This is a genomic window from Chitinophaga sp. OAE865, assembly GCF_040546735.1.
GTDB classification, from domain to species: Bacteria; Bacteroidota; Bacteroidia; order Chitinophagales; family Chitinophagaceae; genus Chitinophaga; species Chitinophaga polysaccharea_A.
This window is the reverse complement of record NZ_JBEPOF010000001.1, coordinates 2,509,780-2,529,411: the sequence shown is the minus strand read 5'-3', so window position 1 is coordinate 2,529,411 and position 19,632 is coordinate 2,509,780. Positions and strand designations below refer to the sequence as shown.

8 protein-coding genes are annotated in these 19,632 nt (G+C 47.0%); 2 read left to right on the top strand and 6 right to left on the bottom strand.

Going from position 1 to position 19,632, the window contains the following annotated elements; all coding sequences use genetic code 11:
• Window positions 1–4: 4 nt before the first annotated feature.
• From ABIE50_RS10390 to ABIE50_RS10380, 3 genes are read right to left on the bottom strand one after another with little or no spacing between them, the layout of a single operon-like run.
• Window positions 5–2,152, bottom strand: coding sequence for an OmpA family protein (locus ABIE50_RS10390; RefSeq protein ID WP_209863780.1), 2,148 nt, complete (start codon window positions 2,150–2,152; stop codon window positions 5–7).
• A gap of 20 nt (window positions 2,153–2,172) precedes the next feature.
• Entirely contained in the window at window positions 2,173–3,087 is a 915-nt protein-coding gene (locus ABIE50_RS10385) for a PorP/SprF family type IX secretion system membrane protein (RefSeq protein WP_209863783.1), read from the bottom strand.
• A gap of 56 nt (window positions 3,088–3,143) precedes the next feature.
• The gene (locus ABIE50_RS10380; protein WP_209863786.1) at window positions 3,144–12,416 is read right to left on the bottom strand and encodes a Calx-beta domain-containing protein; all 9,273 of its coding nucleotides are present in this window, start codon (window positions 12,414–12,416) and stop codon (window positions 3,144–3,146) included.
• Between the two features lie 518 nt (window positions 12,417–12,934).
• On the opposite strand from ABIE50_RS10380, the gene ahcY reads away from it, so the two are divergent.
• Together ahcY and ABIE50_RS10370 are read left to right on the top strand one after the other, a co-directional pair.
• Window positions 12,935–14,263 (top strand): adenosylhomocysteinase, encoded by a 1,329-nt coding sequence (gene ahcY, locus ABIE50_RS10375; RefSeq protein WP_142683305.1) that lies wholly within the window; start codon window positions 12,935–12,937, stop codon window positions 14,261–14,263.
• A gap of 97 nt (window positions 14,264–14,360) precedes the next feature.
• Window positions 14,361–15,092, top strand: a complete 732-nt coding sequence (locus ABIE50_RS10370; protein WP_209863789.1) for a pyridoxine 5'-phosphate synthase — start codon at window positions 14,361–14,363, stop codon at window positions 15,090–15,092.
• A 148-nt stretch (window positions 15,093–15,240) separates the two neighbouring features.
• Here the strand turns inward: ABIE50_RS10370 and lon are convergent, their stop codons facing one another.
• From lon to ABIE50_RS10355, 3 genes are all read right to left on the bottom strand, one after another.
• Window positions 15,241–17,643, bottom strand: a complete 2,403-nt coding sequence (lon, locus tag ABIE50_RS10365; protein ID WP_209863791.1) for an endopeptidase La — start codon at window positions 17,641–17,643, stop codon at window positions 15,241–15,243.
• A 225-nt stretch (window positions 17,644–17,868) separates the two neighbouring features.
• The gene (locus ABIE50_RS10360) at window positions 17,869–18,489 is read right to left on the bottom strand and encodes a porin family protein (RefSeq protein ID WP_209863794.1); all 621 of its coding nucleotides are present in this window, start codon (window positions 18,487–18,489) and stop codon (window positions 17,869–17,871) included.
• Between the two features lie 112 nt (window positions 18,490–18,601).
• Window positions 18,602–19,510 (bottom strand): TorF family putative porin, encoded by a 909-nt coding sequence (locus ABIE50_RS10355; protein WP_209863797.1) that lies wholly within the window; start codon window positions 19,508–19,510, stop codon window positions 18,602–18,604.
• Window positions 19,511–19,632 lie beyond the last annotated feature (122 nt).

Below are 19,632 nucleotides of genomic sequence, written 5' to 3'. Positions count from 1 at the left end.
TAGTTTATTGAATCCTGATCTCGCACCTTCTGTTTACGCCCTGCAGTTGTATAAAATAATCCCTGTTCTCTTCCAGCCTCAGATTCCCCGCCATCCATACCGGGCGGGTAGACCCGAAATAATTGATCTTTATTTTATCCGGCGTCACGCCCCTGCTCAGCAGGCATTCCTGGATATATACCGCACGGTTTTTTGAAAGCGACAGGTTATACCGCTCGGTGCCAATAATATCTGTATGCCCGTTCACCAGTATGATCCGGTGAGGGTTAGCCTTCCATATCCTGAAAATAGAATCCAGCTTGCGCCATTCCTGGTCCTGTGGTATAAAGGAATTCAGGTCGTAATAGATCACGCCGGGCACTTTCCACAAGGCTTCCAATGCTTTTACAGTACTGTCTTTCATCAGCGTGTAACCGGCAGCGTTAGTTACGGAAAATCCTTTGCCCGTTTGCTGCCACGACACCATTTCAGAATTGCTGTAAGTTGCCCCGCCGGTATTTGCCGCTTTGATAGCAGTGGTAACAGTAATGGTTGAAGCAGCAGTGTTGGTACCGGGATGATCGTTTTGCCAGGGAATCATTTCGGGAGAACTGTCTGTAACCTCGTTGGTATAATCTACCGTGTTACGCTCCGGACTAACGGCAACGGCTATTGCGGGAACGGGTTTTAACACGGTGCTATCCACCACCGGTTGTTGCACAGGGAGATTGTCGTATTCTCTGGTTCCTGCTAAAGTCAGCTGACGGCGGCTATCCGTCTGGTTCATGGTATAAGGCACTCGGTCGTCTTCTTTTACTGGTTTGCCGGGATAAGGCAGATCCAGCTGTTTCAAAGGATTTTTCTTCAGGTTCAGCACATAAATGTGATCATTATCATGCGCTCCTGAACGGTCTGATGTAAAGTATAGTAACAATTTATTTTCATCCAGCACAGGGTTCAGATCATCAAACTGTGTATTCACAGGATAGGGCAAATGTACGGTTCCTTCTTCCGGCTTTTTAATATTTATCATGAAGATGTCCAGTCCTCCAAATCCGCGAAGGCCATTGGAGGAAAAGAACAACTTATCGCCCACTACAAAAGGATACAGTTCATTCCCGTTGGTATTTACCTGCGGACCCAGGTTCACCGGCGCTTTCCACCGTTTGGCCTCTTTGTCCCAGTCAGCATAGTAAATATCCGTACCACCCTGACCGCCAGGCATATCGGATGCAAAGTACAAACGTTTACCATTCGGAGCAACTGATGGATGCAGGAAAGAATAAGTGTCCATATTCTTCACCAGCTTCACCGGCACCGGCTTACTCCACATATCATGCTCCTGCTGGTAAACAGCCGATAACAATTGTGTGCCGTTGTTATAATTAATATAGGAGTTCTTGTCGTTCTTTACATCGGTAAACCGGTTGGAAGTATAGATCACCTTTTGCCCGTTATCAAAAAAAGAGGCAGGTCCTACCTGTAACACACCACGCAGACTGTTGTTAAAAGGCTCTACCCCATCTTCAGAGATCTGGTATAATCTGGAGTTGGTATAGAAAGATTGCTGTTCGTTTTTCCGGATGTCGTTGGAAAGAAATACAATATTATTACGGTATAAAGCGAGGCCATACTGGTAACCGGGTAAATTCAGGCGCAAGCTGTCCACTTTCACATTCTCCATGGAATCACGGTTAAAGAAACTGTAATAGTTCACCAGGGACTCTTTCAGGTTGGTAAAGCGGGCATTGTTCTTATAGTTATTGGCATACACCGCACTGATCTCCTGCGCTTTCAATACCCTGCCGGTACGTTTCAGCAGATCAATGTAATTGGTTACGTCTGTTACCAGTACATCTTTTCCTGGTTTATACAACAGCTCATCGTACAGGCTGATCGTTTTCTCAAACTGCCTGGTTTCAAAATACACCCGGGCTAACTGCAACTTCGCACGGCGTAATATTTCCTCACTGCTGCCATTATTGATCACTTCATTACACAGTGAGATAGCTCTTTCATACTCCTGTCTTTTGTAAAGCCGTTCGGCACGCTTTACCTTGGCCATACTGCCTACACCGCCCAGCTGCACACGGTCCTTTACAAAGCTGCAGGAAACAAACAGGGGAATAATACCCAGGAAAAGTATGAGGGAAGAGAATTTGTATTTTCGCATACCATTCTTGATTTTTAAATTTAGAAATAACGCGGCGCCACCACTTTCCACTTCGACCACGAGAAGCGGTAATTGATCATCACTTCATGCGACACCGTTTGCGCGCCTTTCAGGTTCGACTGCATAGGCGTATCATAAGAGTATCCTATCTGCAGGTTTTTGGTGGCCTGCACCTGTACCAGTCCCGTCACTGTTTTCTCGGAACGCCAGGATGCGCCCAGCCACACTACATTCTTCAGGAGGATATTGGCATTCAGATCGTACTGGAAACCTGCGCCCTTCACCTGCCGCAGTAACACGTTTGGCTTCAGCTTTACATCATCATTAATATTCACCAGGTAACCTGTTTGGAGATAGTAGTGCGATTCCACCACTACCTTATTCACGCTGTTGCCAAGGTCGAAGCTCTTGAAAGTAGGCGACGACAACCCTATAAAGAAACGGTCTGTAAACAACATGAACCCAAAGCCCACATCTGTTTTCCAGTAACTCTGGTTCTGCGCAAAAACAGGATCGGTAGTGCTCAGTGAACTGTTGTCTTCCTTAAAATGAGACATACCACCCTTCAGTCCCAGCGCCAGGTAAATTTTCTCACTCAGCTTCACCCGCTGGGAAACATTCAGGTTCACCGCCGTTTGCGAATTCACGGTAATCTTCTCATTCATCAGTGATACACCAAAACTGGTGTTGGTAGCCTTGATCGGCGTATAAAAGGAAGCGGTAGCTGTTTTTGGGGCGCCTTCCACTCCTACCCATTGGTTACGGCCCACTGCCGTAAGACTGGAAGATTCATCCATAGAAGGATAAGCCGGATTGATGATCATGCCGTTGAACATATACTGTGAGTACAGCGGTTGCTGCTGCGCAGCAACCTGCAGGCAACAGCACCAGCATAAGATAGTAACCCCTAAAGCTTTCATAAGGCGCTTTTTCATAGGTATCAGCTTAATTATTTTTGTTCAGATACATCTGCTTCAAATTCGTATAACCCTTAACGTTTTATCACTACAAACCCGGTATAACGTTCCTTCTTACCATCTATCGTTACCTCAATACTGTAGAAGTAAGAGCCATCAGGCACATCATTCCCAGCACTGCCGCCGGCATTTGCCTTTCCACGGAAGTTCTTAGACTTGTTATCATAGTGCTGCTGTTTAAATACGGTACCACCCCAACGGTTAAATATCACTACTTCATTATCCGGGTATTTATCTATATTCTCAATGTACATCACGTCATTTCCGATACCATCGTTGTTGGGCGACAGCGCCGGGTGTACCCTGATCTTACCGCTGTTGTTATTAATCCGCCTTCCGTCGGTAGTGTATTTTTCTACGGAATCTGCAACGCCGTCACCGTCGGAATCCAGGTCCAGGAAGTTAGGTATACCATCACCGTCGGTGTCATCATCAAAAGGATCGCCGTTACCATTGATATCTTCCTGCTTGTCCGACAGTCCGTCCCCATCCGTATCACAGCTGTTGCACATAGGATCATCATTCAGGATCACCCCTGTTGCTTTGGAAGGCCCTCCTAAAGTGGGTGTATGTTGCCCTGATGGAACGGATACTGTAGTCATTTTCAGGATAAAGGTCTCATTCTGTTCAAAGCTGGTATCGCCTTTTATATTCACCGTTACCTGCCCGATGGTTTGCAGCGGGGCGATCACCGTTTGTTTTATAGTATTATCAAAATCCACACCCGGCGTGGCTTTGAAGTCCATATAAGGATATGACACTCCATCCGTGGATGCTTCAAAATCATAGTTAATCGTGATCGGGCGGGAGCTTTGCCTGCTCAGTTGTACATTAAACCGGAGTGGTGTATTCTCATTTGTGTTGCCTTCTTTCACACTGAATTTATCAACGGCGAAAGAAAGCGTCAGCGGGTCGTTATCAGTGATCGCTACCCTCGCTGTATCGGTGGCGCCGGCTTTGTATACCAGTGTGCTGTTGCCGCCAATGTATGGAAGTATAGCCGCCTTCAGGAATCCATCGTCATCATTGACATCATTATCACCGGTAGTAACAACAAACGAGTGTTGCTTTGCCAGGGCCGGCATATTGATGGTTAAAATGTTACCGCTCAACGTTCCTTCACCGGCAATAAACGTGCGCGCAGCATCCTGAGTTATGCGCAGCCTCACCGGTACATCATAGGCAGCGGAGGCAGGCGAGCTCAATGTAAATTTCACACCACTTCCTTCTTCAGCTGTTATTGCTTCTGCCGATATTTCTACTACCAGTGTATCATTATCATGGATGATCACACCGGCTGACGCACCGGCTGATAACGGCCATGTAATACCCGCCATGCTGCTGCTAACGGTTTGCAGCTGCACTTTCACATCTTCATCTCCCTCTACTATATTATTATCGATCGGCATTACATTAATGTCTGCACCATTCTGACCAGCCGGTATCAGCAGCGTACCGCTCAGCTTATGATAACGGGTATCCGCAATGGCAGTACCACTTACGGTATAGTTAACACTCACATCTTTCACAGCAGATAACTGCGTATCAGAAAACCTCACTCTAAAGGCGCCGGGCATTTCAGGCTCAGTGGCATCCGCTGTTTTGATGATCATCATTTCACGGCCTGGCGCATTGCTTTCATCGTCATGCACAATTAAAGTAACGGTGTCCTTATCGTCCACATCCAGCGCTATGTTCCTGTTGAACCGCTTCATCTGCGCCAGCATGAGCGACATCCTCACCTGCTCATTTCCCTCAATTACCTTATTATCTATCACATTAACGGGAACGGATATACTGTTTTGCCCGGCCGGTATTACAGCGGAAGTTTGTATGGGCGCTATGTTAGTAGTGCCTGCTATGCTGCTTACATAGAATACAACTTTTACATCGGCTGCTGCTGTGCCAGAGCCAGGTAGTTTTACTGTATAAGCCCCGTTAGTACCAGGTTCGGCCGCGTCTTTATCTTTCTGCAGCAGCACCCGCATATCGCCTGTTTCAGGGATCAGCACCATACCCGGCTGGGTAAGCGTATAACCTGCTGTTACCAGCTGCGCAGTAAACTGCAGTTGCTCATCTCCCTCCAGGATATTATCAGCGGTTACTTTCAGCTGGTAAACTTTATTATGCTCGCCGGCCGCCAGCGTTACCTGTGCAGGAACGCCGCCATAGTCGGCGTCATCCGCAGTAGATGCCGCATTCCTGCTTATATTAATTATCACATTCTCTGACGAGGTGATCTGGCTGTTTGCAAACCCGATAGTTACATCGCTGCCGCTGCCTTCGTGTATAACGGAAGAGTCTACACGCATTTCAATCTTCAGGTTATCGGGGTTCAGGCGTGTAGCATCATCAATTGTTACTGATAACTTATCGCCTTTCATTCCGGCAAAACCGTTTGGTTCAGCAGTTATCCACAATAGTTCCGGTTTCTCCAGCACGAGGTCCGTCTTTGCAGTAAAGGAGAAGGTGGCATCCTGGATACCTGCCGGAATGGTTACCGTTGCAGGCAACTGGTCAATATCTTCTGCTGTTGCCACTGATCCTGCCCCTATGTTTAATGTTATCACAATATCCTTGCTGGCAGTAACGCCGGGCGCCAGGCTTATCTTCATCTGGTAGGCATTTCCTTCCAGCACTTTCGTTCCCGGCGTAACAGCGGTAAGATGTATGAAGCCGGTAACGGGGTCATCATGCGTTCTGTCTTTAATAGTAATAGTGGTGTCCTTTACAACGGCGGTGCTGAAGGTAGCATCCGTAATGTTGCCTTTTAATACTACTGCTTCATCATCTTCCAGCACCAGGTCTTTCACCGCTTTCAGCGCAAACGTATGGGTGCCTGTGTTCTGTCCTTTTTTGATAACAATATCATAAGGAGATGGCAAAGCATTGTGATCCGCATTTATTGCAGTACTCAGCGCATTGTCTTTCGTTACATGAATGGTAATGTCCTTACCTGCCTGCAGGTTATTGGGCAATTGCGCACTCAGTATGGCGCCGGTGCCATTTTCATCAATAGCTGCCAGGGTGCTGTTCAGTATTACAGGAGCCGGCAACGGATACTGTGTTGGATCATCGTTAATAGTGATCACAGGTTTATTGATAGTAAAGGTGCTGATACCATCTGTAACGCTGGCGTTAATGGTAAGGCTTTCCGGGCCCTCTGTGAAGTTATCTTTATTCAGCTTCAATCCCGTAACCATGCTGTTGCCGCTGTTCAGGTATACATCGGGAGCCAGTACATAATCCGGTCCTGCTTCCGCATTGCCACCCGATTGAGGCAGCAGTATATGCACAGGCACTTCCGTGGTAACGCCCGCAGGCAGGCTCACGGTTAATGCCCCGCTGTCGCCTTCCGCGAGCGACGTTTTCCAGGTGCTTATATTCAACGCCAGGTTAGCCGCATCTGTACGGGTAAGATCCTGTATGGTCAGTGGCAGATTATTTACCGTATACCTGTTGGCAGCAGCATTCACCACCAGTGCTTCATTCTTTTCCAGCACTTTATCTGTTACTGTTTTCAGCAGTTCAAAGGTAGCGGTGGTTTGTCCCTGCTGCAATACATAGGAAGCAGCAGACATTGTATAGTCGCCGGTGTTCCTGGCCGTGGTCAGTGCATTATCAACTGCCAGCTGTATGCTTACATCTTTTGTAGATGCATAAGGCACGGTTACCGTTACCATCACTTTATTCCCTTCCGGTACCAGTGTGGCATCGGGAGTAAGTGTCATTTTCCTGGCGTTTGATTGTTTCTCTGTGTAGTCTTTTATAAATATACCTGCGCTGGTAGCCGGCATATTGCTGTTACCGTTGTTACCATCAATCACCAGTTTACCTTCATCATCCAGTATGATATTAGTGATGGCGGTAATAGCAGGAGCAGAAGCGGCGCCCTGGGTGCCGGGAATGGTAATGCTGGCCGGTACCGCAGTATGACGGGTATCTGCCACCGTAGAAGCAACCCCATTTTTTGACAGGCTGATCACCCAGTCCTTACCTGCTTTCCAGCCATGCGGGAAAGTGGCGGTGATAACAGCGTTGCCGCCTTCATAAATGCTATCCGGCGCGCTGCTCAGGATAACCGAATCACCCGCAGGAAAAGGATACTGTGCATCTTTTATGTTAATATCCATAGTTGCAGGCAGGAAGGTATACCCAGTGCCCAGCGCATCACTCACTGCCGGGGTGATGTGAATATCTTCTGCATCTTCCACCAGGATATCACCCGCTACTTTCAATTCCGCAATACCTGATGCACCTGTAAAGGAAGTATCCGCGGGAAGGTAATAATCAATATTACGTATAGCCGTACCTGTGGCGCCGCCAAGCGTTATCTTCACCGGTATCTCCGTAGTTACACCAGATGGTAAACTGAAACCGATGTTATTGGTACTGTTCTCATTCACCGCAACAGTTGGCAGTGTGAAGGTGATCTTTGTTTTGGCAGCATCCCGGCGCGTAGCATCATTCAGTTGTATGGAAGCATCTGTGATCGTATAGCCGGCAGCGGTACCGCGTATCTTCAGTTGTTTATCTTTCTCTATCACATCATCGGCAGTAGCTTTGATCACTGCTGCGGTGGTAGTGTAAGTATTGCTGTTCTTCGGGAAAATGATGCTGCCCTGTAAAGCCTGGTAATCACCAGCGGCAGCATCGGTACCGGTAGGATTGGTACTTAATGCAATGCTCACATCTCTGGCGGCGGAATAACCTGCCGGTAAGGATACTGTAAACGCAGTGCTGCTGCCTTCTGTAAGCGTTGGCGTTACTGCGGTTAATACCAGCTTCTTCTGAGCGGGGTCAGTGCCATCAGTGATATTGATGATAGCGCTCGTAGCGGGCATGTTGCTGTTACCTGTGTTACCATCTACTTTTATAAATCCTCCATCGTCAAATACATTGTTGGTTTTGGTGGTAATGGCAGTAGCTACACCGGATGGCGCATTGGCTGCAATGGTAATAGAAGCGGGTACAGCGCCATGACTGGTATCTGCTGTGGTAGATCTCACTGCATCTTTTGCCAGGCTGATGGTCCAGGCTTTGCCTGCTTTCCAGCCGTGAGGGAAGGTAGCGGTGATAACTGCGCTTCCTCCTTCTGTTACCGGGTTGGGCGCGCTGCTAAGCAATACTGAATCACCCGCAGGAAAAGGATACTGTGCATCTTTTATGTTAATATCCATAGTTGTAGGCAGGAAAGTATACACAGTGCCCAGCGCATCGCTCACTGCCGGGGTGATGTGAATATCTTCTGCGTCTTCCACCAGGATATCACCCGCTACTTTCAATTCCGCAATACCGGATGCACCTGTAAAGGAAGTATCCGCAGGAAGGTAATAATCAGTATTACGTATAGCCGTACCTGTGGCACCGCCAAGCGTTATCTTCACCGGTATCTCCGTAGTTACACCGGATGGTAAACCGAAACCGATGTTATTGGTACTGTTCTCACTCACCGCTACAGTTGGCAATGTGAAGGTGATCTTTGTTTTGGCAGCATCCCGGCGTGTGGCATCATTCAGCTGTATGGCAGCGTCTGTGATCGTATAGCCGGCAGCGGTACCGCGTATCTTCAGTTGCTTATCTTTCTCTATCACATCATCGGCAGTAGCTTTGATCACTGCTGCGGTAGTAGTGTAAGTATTGCTGTTCTTCGGGAAGATGATGCTGCCCTGTAAAGCCTGGTAATCACCAGTGGCGGCATCGGTACCGGTAGAATTGGTACTTAATGCAATGTTCACATCTCTGGCGGCGGAATAACCTGCCGGTAAGGATACTGTAAACGTAGTGCTGCTGCCTTCTGTAAGCGTTGGCGTTACTGCGGTTAATACCAGCTTCTTCTGAGCGGGGTCAGTGCCATCAGTGATATTGATGATAGCGCTCGTAGCGGGCATGTTGCTGTTACCTGTGTTACCATCTACTTTTATAAATCCTCCATCGTCAAATACGTTGTTGGTTTTGGTGGTAATGGCAGTAGCTACACCGGATGGCGCATTGGCTGCAATGGTAATAGAAGCGGGTATGGCGCCATGACTGGTATCTGCTGTGGTAGATCTCACTGCATCTTTTGCCAGGCTGATGGTCCAGGCTTTGCCAGCTTTCCAGCCATGAGGGAAGGTAGCGGTAATAACTGCGCTTCCTCCTTCTGTTACCGGGTTGGGGGCGCTGCTAAGCAATACTGAATCGCCTGCAGGGAAAGGATACTGCGCATCTTTTATGTTAATATCCATAGTTACGGGCAGAAAAGTATATACAGTGCCCAGCGCATCGCTCACTGCCGGGGTGATGTGAATATCTTCTGCATCTTCTACCAGGATATCACCCGCTACTTTCAATTCCGCAATACCGGATGCACCTGTAAAGGAAGTATCCGCAGGGAGGTAATAATCAGTATTACGTATAGCCGTACCAGTGGCACTGCCAAGCGTTATCTTTACCGGTATCTCCGTAGTTACACCGGATGGTAAACTGAAACCAATATTGTTGGTGCTGTTCTCATTCGCTGCTACAATTGGCAATGTGAAGGTGATCTTTGTTTTGGCAGCATCCCGGCGTGTGGCATCATCAATAATAACAGCGGTATCTGACACAGTGTATCCGCTAAGTCCGTATACGCTGCCGGTCAGCGCCAGTCGTTCATCTTTCTCAATAATATTATCATCGCCTACCGCATTTATAACGGTGTAAGAAGTGGTATAAGGAGAGGCTGTATTGGCGGGTAATCGAATGGTATCTTCCGATATCCAGCCAAAATCGGTCACACCTGCATCGGAGCCAACTGCATTTCTTTTCAGTGCAATTACAATGTCTTTTGCAGAAGTATACCCGGCTGGGAGTGCAATGGTAAACCCGGTGCTGTCGCTTTCATTCAGGTGATACTTCAGCGGGGCAATAGTCAGTTTCTTTTGCGCTGGTGCAGTCTGGTCGTTAATGGTAAGCGTGAGACTGTCTTTCACCAGGATACCGGCTCCCGGTGTACTTCCTGTTAATACCAGCTTACGGGTATCATCAAATACCTGGTTGGCGGTGGCGCCTACCAATATGGTATCAGACAATGTTTTGCCGGGCCCAATAGTTACTGTACCGGAAGGAAATGTATATGTTCCCGTTGCTGCTGTAGAGGAACTACCCCGGGTAAAGTCCACCTGGATGGGTATTTCAGTAGTAAGGCCTACAGGCAACTCTGCCCACACACCTGGCGAAGCGCCTTCATTAACACTGTTTGCAGAAATGTGTAAAATGATGGGGGCTGTCATGGGCAGCTGCGCATCTGTAATATTTACTACATACGGTGTAACAGTGGAGGTGTAAGTAGTGGAGGGTATGGGATCGGAAGCGGAAAGCTCAATCTCTATTTTTTCCGTTCCTTCTATTGCATTGTCGGTATTGATCTTAAATGGTACGGTAACCTGGCCCGCTCCCTGCGGAATGGTAACGGGGCCATTCAACTCATAGTCGGTACCATTAGTAGCAGTAGAAGTACTTTTTTTATTGATGACTACATCAATGGGCAGATCGGTGGTAACATCCTTTGGTAAGGAAATAGTTACCAACCCGTTGTACGGCTCTTTCAACAGCGTTGGATCATCCGTTACAAAAGACAGTACGGTTAGTGTTGGATCCAGCCTTGTACCATCTTCTATATGCAGGGATCTGGAAAATGTTTGGGCCTGTCCCATAACCATCGCATCTGCTTTGAAATTCACCAGCTCATCTTTCTCCAGGATACTGTCTTTCACAGGTCTTACCGGGATGTTCACCCCGTTGGAATCCACTTCTATATAGGCAACATTATCATAGGTAAAATCTGATGCAATGGCTTCTGTTCCGGCAGCTACAACAGATATATCCACCCTGGTTCTTTCGGAGGCCAGTACTCCCGGCGGGAGCGTTACACGGATGGAGTCTGTAATACTGCCTTCACGGATCTTCGCAGGAGCAGACAGGGTAATATTCCGTGGCTCATCGTCCTGGATCGTATAGGTACAGGTGGTTTTGCCGGTAACGGTCACCAGTTTATTCTCGGTAACAGGTATCAGCTGGAAAGTCATATGCCTGCTGTATTCCAGTGCATTGTTACCAATGATCTTAATATTGCTTAATTGTATTTTATCGCCCGGGACATAGGCCTTTGCAGGGATCATGAACCCGCCGTAAAAGGTAAAGTCCGTGCCCTGCACAGCATTATGCGATCCGCCGGACGGAGGTACCAACGCCACTTTTACATACATCTCCGAAGTAATGGTAGCCGTATTATTTACTACCAGGTATAAATTAGGTGATGTGAGATCCCCGTTATTTCCTTCAGGGCCGGTGGCCGAATCTTTTTCAAATGATACCGAAATAGGCTCTGTATTGGTACTGAGGGGCGTTCCCTGCAGGTTAATATGCACCGGTGAGTTATCATAACCGTAGTCAACTGCCACGCGGGTACCAACAGCTTTGGCAGTGGGCTTCACTCCCAGGTTAATGGCCGCTGCAAGCCCTTTTGTGGAAGTGTTTACGCCACCTTCATCAATTGCGTTTACCAGCTCCATATTGTTGAATACCTGCCGGTCGCCTGCCGACTTTGCCACGTAAGAAGAAAACGTCGTATAGGCGTGATAGGTATGCGAAAACGTTCCGACTGTAGCGTTGGGATATGCAGGGTTATAGCCGGGAGGACGGATAAACCCGATAATATCCGGGTTGGGGCCGCCACCGGGAGGATTCATAAACCCTGTAGCGCTTTTGTTATTATCCAGTATAGGCGCCACCGGGTTATCCTGCATGGTGGGAAATTCACTCAGGTACAGGTGAAACGTGGTGGAGGGCCGGTCGTTATAAAAAGTATAATCCAATACAAAGTAGCTGTTGGGCACCACATAGGTGATGGTCATCAGCATGGTGAGATCAAAGGGTCCCCTGCCGAAATTTTCATAATAGGAAAGAGTACCGGCCAAACAAACCTTATAAGGGTCTGCCACTGTGCCCGCCCCCATTATCTCGGATATTTTCGTGAAATTGATATCAAGTGGCGAAGGCGTAAAAAAGCCGGTGGTATTCTCCATCTTGAAATTTGAGCGGATGCCCATTACCGCACTGGCGTTCTCCTTCCTGGATTCAGATCTTCCATTCCTCGTAATTTCATAGGTACCGTCCGCATTGATCTTTATCCTCAATCCATCAGTAAGTGTATTACCTCCAAGCGGGTTAATAGTAACCTGTGCCTGTACACTCTTACCTGTCAGGAAGAAAACGGCTATGAAGAAAACAACCTGGTACAGGAACACATGGATACGATGGGGCATACCTTGCTTGATTAATTTCGTAGGATAGGAAAGGAGTAACATATAAGCGTGTAAATTTCTATTAATACATATAGATTTTAAGTCAAAAATGTGAAAACAGTCCTTTGTAAAACCCTATATGCGGATCTCTTAAAATTGGCTCTCCCCGGCAGGCATCTGTATTGCTTCTTCTTCTCTTCTGATGAAACTGAAAAACCAGCCGCCGGCAATTATATTTATCTCTCTGATCATGTGGTGGTGGGCCCTGAAACGCACTCATGGGCGTTATTTATGATTTCTTTAATTATACCATACCCTTCCACCTGTACCAAATCTTCAAACAATTAAATATAAAATCATATATTTTAATTAGCAAATCTATAATAATATTTATATTAAATCAAATTATTTTATCTGGTAATAGGAGAGCAGGCAGAAGAGAGTGATTAACAAATTTTTAGCGCTTATAATACCTTATATATGCATGGGAGTTATGTTAAAAGTTAAAATAACCCTAGATTTGCAAAAAACAATTCAGAATGTCAACAATTGCAAAATCAAACATTGACTTTAACCTCGGATACAAGGTAAAAGACATGTCTCTCGCGGCCTGGGGTCGTAAAGAGATTGAACTGGCAGAAGCCGAAATGCCCGGGCTGATGTCATTGAGAGAAGAATATGGTAACAGCAAGCCATTGCAAGGTGCACGTGTTGCTGGTTGTTTGCATATGACTATCCAAACTGCCGTATTAATAGAAACCCTCGTAGCCCTCGGTGCAGAAGTGCGCTGGAGCTCCTGCAATATATTCTCTACGCAGGACCACGCCGCTGCTGCTATCGCTGCTGCCGGTATACCCGTATTTGCATGGAAAGGTTTGAATGAAGCAGACTTCGACTGGTGCATTGAACAAACCCTGTTCTTTGGCAGCCCCGACCGTCCGCTGAACATGATCCTTGACGATGGTGGTGATCTTACCAATATGGTATTCGATAAATACCCTGAGCTTATCCAGCATATCAAAGGATTAAGTGAAGAAACCACTACAGGGGTTCACCGCTTATACGAACGTATGAAAGCCGGTACTTTACCAATGCCTGCTATCAATATCAACGACTCCGTTACCAAATCCAAATTCGATAACAAATATGGCTGCCGCGAATCCTGCGTAGATGCGATCCGTCGCGCTACCGATGTGATGATTGCCGGTAAAGTAGCCGTTGTTGCCGGTTTTGGCGACGTAGGTAAAGGTTCCGCTGAATCACTCAAAGGTGCAGGCGCCCGTGTAATCGTTACTGAAATTGACCCTATCTGCGCTTTACAGGCTGCAATGGAAGGTTATGAAGTAAAGAAAATGAACGACGCTGTGAAAGAAGCTGATATCATTGTAACCACCACCGGTTGCCGCGATATCATCACCGGCGAGCACTTCAAACTGATGAAAGACAAATGCATCGTTTCCAATATCGGTCACTTCGATATCGAAATTGATGTAGCCTGGTTAAACAAAAACTATGGCAACACCAAAGTGGAAATCAAACCACAGGTAGATAAATATACCATCGATGGTAAAGATATTATCCTCCTGGCTGAAGGCCGCCTGGTAAACCTCGGTTGCGCTACCGGCCACCCTTCTTTCGTAATGAGTAACTCCTTTACCAACCAGGTACTGGCTCAGCTGGAACTGTGGCTGCACTCAGAAAACTACGAAAACAAGGTATATGTACTGCCTAAACACCTGGATGAAAAGGTAGCCCGCTTACACCTGAAAAAAATCGGCGTGGAGCTGGATGTACTCACTACTACACAATCAGAATACCTCGGTATTCCTGTAGAAGGTCCTTTCAAGCCAGACTATTACAGATACTAGTTTTAAACGACCAACAAATACAAATGCAGCGGGGAAGAAGTCATTACTTTTTCTCCGCTGCATTTTTTGTAAAAGCTAAAAGCCGTAATTTTGCCGCATGACAAAGCTGAGTGTAAACATCAACAAGTTTGCAACCCTGCGCAATGCACGGGGCGGCAATCTACCGGATATACTAAAAGTGGCGCAGGATTGTGAACGCTTCGGCGCCGACGGGATCACGGTTCACCCCCGCCCCGACGAACGGCATATCCGCTACCAGGACGTAAGAGATCTGAAACCCCTGGTAACAACAGAATTCAATATAGAAGGATATCCTTCGCAGGACTTCATGGACCTGGTACTGGCGGTGAAACCCCATCAATGCACACTGGTACCCGATCCGCCCAACGCCATTACCTCCAACACTGGCTGGGATACCGTTGCCTACCAGTCGCAACTGAAAGATGTGATATCCACCCTGAAAAAAGCAGGGATCCGCGTGTCCATCTTCCTTAATGCAGATGTATCCAAAGTAGAAGGCGCCAAAACTGCCGGCGCTGATCGCATAGAGCTCTATACCGGCCCCTACGCAGAAGAATATACGAACGCACGCACACAGCCGCAAAACCTGCAGCTGTTCAACGATTATAAAAATACCGCTAAAGAAGCTACCGCTATTGGCCTGGAGCTCAACGCCGGCCACGATCTCAACCTCGATAATCTCCGCTTCTTTAAACTGCATATACCACAACTCAAGGAAGTATCCATCGGTCATGCACTCGTGGTGGATGCCCTCTACTTCGGCCTGGAAAATACCATCCAGCTCTACAAACGACAACTCGCAGACTAATTATACCAAACAATAAAGCCATTCCGCATTTACGGAATGGCTTTATCAACCCTTAAAACAATCAACATGAAGTTCATAACGGGTCACAACTAAACCGGTATGAACATATATAGTTTGCCGTCATGAGTGGCAGCAATGTTACGCCCTGTTACTTCTTTAATAACGCTATTTCCAATACTTGGTTCATTTGCTTTACATAATGAAATTTCATCCCTTTAATGTAAGACGGATTAATATCCTTGATATCTTTTTCATTTTGCCAGCATAAAATAATCTCACGGATACCTGCCCTTTTGGCGGCCAGTATCTTTTCCTTGATACCGCCCACCGGCAGCACCTGTCCGCGGAGCGTAATTTCACCGGTCATTGCCAGATAGGATTTTACCCTGCGCCCGGTGAATACAGAAGCCAATGCGGTAAGCATGGTAATACCCGCACTTGGGCCATCCTTTGGTACAGCGCCTTCAGGTACATGCACATGCACGCTCTTCTGTACGAACTTCTTCGGATCCACACCAAGTTCGTCTGCATGGGATTGCAGGTAGGTAAGCGCCGTAACTGCCGATTCCTTCATCACATTACCCAGGTTACCCGTCAGCTTCAGATCTCCCTTGCCTTCGCTCAAACTGCTTTCAATAAACAGGATATCACCGCCTACATAGGTCCAGGCAAGCCCCACCGCTACTCCCGGCGGATTGCCCACCTTATAGATCTCATTGGAATAACGGGGTTTACCCAATATCTTTTGAAGCCCTTCTTCGGTCAGTGCATCCGGCAATTTCTCATCCATCGCTACCTGTTTGGCCAGGTTACGCATAATGGCGGCGAATTGCCTGTCCAGCTCACGTACACCGCTTTCCCGCGTATAGTCAGCTATCAGCTGCTCAATCACGGTATTACCGATCTTTATTTTAGTATCCTTCAGGCCATGTGCATCCTTTTGCTTGGGCAACAGGTGCCTTTTGGCAATCTCTACTTTCTCTTCAATGGAATACCCGCTCAGGTCAATGATCTCCAGCCTGTCGCGCAGCGCAGGATGAATGGAATTGATATTATTGGCGGTTGCAATGAACAACACTTTGCTCAGGTCATATTCCAGCTCCAGGTAGTTATCATAAAAGGTGCTGTTCTGCTCGGGATCCAGTACTTCCAGCAACGCTGAACTTGGATCGCCGCGCATGTCGTTGCCTATCTTATCAATTTCATCAAGGATCATTACCGGGTTTGATGATTTGATTTTGCGGATCGACTGTACCACCCTGCCCGGCATAGCGCCGATATAGGTTTTACGGTGCCCCCGGATCTCGCTTTCATCGTGTAAGCCACCCAGGCTGAGACGAACATATTTACGGCCAACAGCATTGGCGATAGATCGTCCCAGGGAGGTTTTACCGATACCCGGAGGACCAACGAAACAGAGGATCGGCGACTTCATGTCTCCCTTCAGTTTCAGTACGGCCAGGTATTCCAGGATGCGTTCCTTTATTTTTTCCATGCCGTAATGGTCATGGTCCAATATCTTTTTCGCCTTTTTCAGGTCATAACTGTCAGTGGTATACTCGCCCCAGGGCAGATCCAGCAGCAGGTCCAGGTGATTATATACCACGCTGTAATCAGGCGTGCTCGGATGCATACGCTCCAGCTTCTCAACACCTTTTGCAAATGCTTCTGCGGCAGCGGCCGGCCATTTCTTTTCTTCGGCCTTGCGCTTCATTTCTTTCAGCTCCCGGTCGTTGGCGTCTCCTCCCAGCTCTTCCTTGATCGATTTCATCTGCTGCTGCAGGAAGTAATCACGCTGCTGTTTGTCGAGGTCCGCTTTGGTTTTATTGGTGATCTTATTCTTCAGCTCCGCCAGCTGCAACTCTGTTTGCAACAGCTTCATGAGCAATTCTGCACGTGTGCGCAGGTTGTTGATCTCCAGCAATTGCTGCTTTTCTTTCAGCTCTGAATTGAGATTGGAAGAAACAAAGTGCACCAGGAAGGAAGGATTCTCGATATTCTTCAGGATGATGCTTGCTTCCGAAGGCAGGTTGGGAGAAAGCTGTATGATCTGCCCGGCCAGGTCCTTAATGGAAGAAATATATGCTTCAAATTCTGAATCGTCTTCTGCCGCTTCATCATGCAATACGCTGATCTTCGCTTTGAAATACGGATCTTCTGACAGTATTTCATCTATTTTAAAGCGCTTACGGCCCTGTATAATGATGGTAGTGCCTCCGTCGGGCATTTTTATGAGCTTCACAATACGCGCCACGGTGCCTACTTCTGTCAGATCCGCTACTCCCGGATCTTCTATGGTACTGTCTTTCTGCGCCACCACCCCGATCGATTTGTCGGTTTTGTACGCATCATTCACCGCTTTTATGGATTTGTCCCGGCCTACCGTGATCGGCAGCACAACACCCGGAAACAATACTGTATTTCGTAATGGTAATAATGCCAGTTCATCGGGAATCTTTTCATCCTCCTGTCCTTCCCCGTCTTCATTCAAAGGGATAATAGGCATGAACTCCATTTCATCTTCCGAATTTCCTAAATAAAATCTGTTCATCTGAGATATTTAAAGCCTCATGAGGACATTCTGTCATACAACCCGGCAAAAGTCCTCGTTTTTTTATGTACCCCTATATTGTCAAGTTTGGTGCCAAGTGACGCTCTGGCAGTAACAGACAGCAGTGTAGCGTTTGGCGTTTTGCACAAAAAAATGCAGCAAAGATCAAAGTATTCACTTTAATCTTTGCTGCATCATACAAATTTAATGCTGAACGCCGGGTTACTAGAAGGATACACCTACACCCAGCTGTATGCTCTGGTTCTTCCAGTTGCTGGTGTTGGCTACACTGTTGATGTCTTTTACGTCGTTAAAGCCAATCACATAACGGGCACTTACGTTAACGATCGGCAGCTGCAACCATAAACCGGCTACACCGGAAATATCGCCGCCTTTGAATGCTTCTTTGGCAGCACCCAATACTTTTTTATCACTAACCAGCGCACTGAACTGAGGTCCTACCTGGAGCTTTAAACGCGGGGTTCCCAGGTCGATGTTGGCCAGTAACGGAATACTCAGGTAGCTCATAGTGATCTTCTTACCATTATCTTCCAGGTTTCCGGTGTTGTAGATCTCACTGAAATCGTCTGTAGTTTTTGTTTTGGTAGAAGAAAATATCAACTCACCCTGAACCCCGAATCCTTTTACAAGGTTTACCTGGGCAAATCCACCGATGTGATAACCTAATTTAAACCCGTCCTGGAAACCGGTACCATCCAGCTTTCCAAGATTAGCGCCTCCTTTCACACCAAAACGCAGGAATTTTGATGTTTGTGCATTCACAGTTGACACGGTTGAAACAGCAGTTATCATCAGCACTGCTACGGCGAAAAACAGTTTTTTCATAAATTACGTATTGTTAGTAATGGTTAAAATATAGACGTCCGGAGTAAAAAATACCCCTATGTTGCAATTACATTTCCCGTAATTGCAAATTCCGTGCTACTTGTTAAAGAAATCAAAAACTGTATAATATCCGGGCCGTGAAGTAACTCATAATGCTTTGATCTGTACCGGTTAAGGGCTTGAATACGGTGTAAGATGGCGCCAGGTTCAGGCGGCCAATAAAATAGGATACGCTTGTGGTGATATCTATTGCGCGGGGCTCAAACTCGGTATGGTCTTCTAAACTAAGCTCCTTTCCCTGCGGAGGCCTGAGTTTTATCATCTGCGGCGATCTTGTGATATACTGGAATGCTTTGAGGTTACTGTAATAATTGGCCGTTCCCAGCGTCATATTCACTGAAGGCGTCACCATCAGCACATCAAACCTTCCCACTACTCCTGAAAAAATAAACGGATGCCTCACTGCTGCAATAATATTAAAATCATTTCCCCTCAGGGTTTCTTTGGTATGCAGTCCCTCCGATACATGCTTCCCCCAGCCGTAATCCAGGCTCAATCCGGGTTGCAGCCACCACTTACGGTAATAGAAATAAGCAAAAATCTCATTTTTAATAGGCGTGGCGGGAACATCTGAAGAATCGGCAAAAACATATTTCGTGTAAGATATACCGGTAAGAAAATTACGGTTCTTCGTATAGTCGTAACCGGCGGTAAAGTCCCATTCGAACCAGGGCTTGTTAATGGAGTTGAAAAGATAATAGGCGCTTACGCCTACATACAACCCGCTTTTGTGGTAATAGCTTAAAGAAGGAGCAACGAATGTTTTTAAAACAACAGGCAGCTCGAAATCAACTACTTTACTACCATAAGCAGGATTGTTCCCATACCCGATACCAGCCACAAGTTCGCTTTTCTGTTGTTTCTGCAACAGCGAATCGAGCTGCCGCTCCAGCTCTGCGAGGCTTTGTCCCGATGCTACACGGCTACATAACAACAGGAAGGTTAAGAAGTATAGGCGCATGTTGTAAAAGTACGTCGCTGCAATATAAGCGTAAATGGGAATTGTTTAACCCCACATCCCGTGAATGGGACAAATGTGTGGCTAAACAATGCTTTTCTGTCGGTCAGTGCGTACCTGCTGCC

Excerpts from the sequence above, each read along its gene's own strand:
- ABIE50_RS10390 (WP_209863780.1), bottom strand. The coding sequence starts at position 2,152 with ATGCGAAAATACAAATTCTCTTCCCTCATACTTTTCCTGGGTATTATT.
- ABIE50_RS10385 (WP_209863783.1), bottom strand. The coding sequence starts at position 3,087 with ATGAAAAAGCGCCTTATGAAAGCTTTAGGGGTTACTATCTTATGCTGG.
- ABIE50_RS10380 (WP_209863786.1), bottom strand. The coding sequence starts at position 12,416 with ATGCCCCATCGTATCCATGTGTTCCTGTACCAGGTTGTTTTCTTCATA.
- ahcY (WP_142683305.1), top strand. The coding sequence starts at position 12,935 with ATGTCAACAATTGCAAAATCAAACATTGACTTTAACCTCGGATACAAG.
- ABIE50_RS10370 (WP_209863789.1), top strand. The coding sequence starts at position 14,361 with ATGACAAAGCTGAGTGTAAACATCAACAAGTTTGCAACCCTGCGCAAT.
- lon (WP_209863791.1), bottom strand. The coding sequence starts at position 17,643 with ATGAACAGATTTTATTTAGGAAATTCGGAAGATGAAATGGAGTTCATG.
- ABIE50_RS10360 (WP_209863794.1), bottom strand. The coding sequence starts at position 18,489 with ATGAAAAAACTGTTTTTCGCCGTAGCAGTGCTGATGATAACTGCTGTT.
- ABIE50_RS10355 (WP_209863797.1), bottom strand. The coding sequence starts at position 19,510 with ATGCGCCTATACTTCTTAACCTTCCTGTTGTTATGTAGCCGTGTAGCA.